We start from the raw sequence: 1,256 nt of genomic DNA on the forward strand, positions 1-1,256 counted from the left end.
CCAGGGCAATCGCACGAAAAATTGTTTACACACAATGGGTTATGAATGGGGGTTGTAAACGGGTGCGAAGAAGCGTTAACTCTTGGTTTTGCCAAGAGCCGAGAGTGATGTGGACGACGAATACGAGCCGTTGAGTTTGCAAGACGCGTTTGGGGACCTGAAGGACCCGCGTGTACGCATCCCGGAGCATGATCTGACGGAAATGCTGGTGGTTGCACTGGCGGCGATCCTGTCGGGTGCCGACAGCTGGGTGGGGATCGCGTTGTGGGGGCAAGGACAACTGGAGTGGCTACGCCGGTACTTGCCGCTGCGCAACGGGATTGCCTCGCATGACACGTTCGGGCGCGTATTCGCGGCGCTTGATGCGCGGCAGTTCGAGGCGTGCTTTGTGCGATGGGTAAGCGGAATTTGTCCTGCAGTCGCGGGCCAGGTGGTGGCAATTGACGGCAAGACGGTACGGCGCTCGCACGGCATGGGGCGTAGCGCGATCCATCTGGTATCGGCCTATTGCGGCGCGTTGGGGGCGACCTTGGGCCAGGTCAGGACTGCCGATAAAAGCAACGAAATCACCGCGATCCCGGCATTGCTGGATGCCTTGCTGCTCAAGGGTGCGATCGTGACGATCGACGCGATGGGTTGCCAGCGGGAGATAGCGGCGAAAATCGTGGCTGGAGGTGCCGACTATGTGCTTGCGGTTAAAGGCAATCAGCCTGCGCTGCATGAAGCGATCGTGCAGCTGTTCGATGCACAGCGCACACAGTCTTTGCGTAGCGTGCGCTTCGCTGAGCACTGTCAGACAGGCAAGAAAGTGCACGGAAGAATCGAGACGCGCCGGTGCGTTGCGACCGACATGATTGACTGGCTGGATGAGGACGGCAAATGGGCCGGCCTGCGTTCGGTGGCGATGGTTGAGGCCACCCGCGAGATCGACGGCCGCGTTTCGCTGGAGCGGCGGTACTACGTGAACAGCCTGCCCGCTGACCCGAAACGGATCAACGAGGCGGTGCGCGCTCACTGGGCCATCGAAAACAGCATGCATTGGGTGCTCGATGTCGCCTTTGGCGAGGATCAATGTCGTGCCCGGGTGGACAATGCAGCACAAAACTTCGCGATCCTGCGCCGCATCGTGTCGAATCTACTGCGCGCTGACAAAGCCACGAAGGTCGGCATAAAGAACAAGCGGCTCAAGGCCGGATTCGATGAACACTATCGGGCTCAAGTGCTTGGAATGCAGGTCTCTTGATGCGATTGCCCTG

1 protein-coding gene is annotated in these 1,256 nt (G+C 59.6%); it reads left to right on the forward strand.

Features of this window, described 5'->3' with window-relative positions; translation table 11 throughout:
* The first annotated feature begins 109 nt into the window (after positions 1 to 109).
* Entirely contained in the window at positions 110 to 1,243 is a 1,134-nt protein-coding gene (locus PCE31106_RS23865; protein ID WP_150564895.1) for an ISAs1 family transposase, read from the forward strand.
* Positions 1,244 to 1,256: the final 13 nt, after the last annotated feature.

Source organism: Pandoraea cepalis, from assembly GCF_902459665.1.
Lineage (GTDB): Bacteria > Pseudomonadota > Gammaproteobacteria > Burkholderiales > Burkholderiaceae > Pandoraea > Pandoraea cepalis.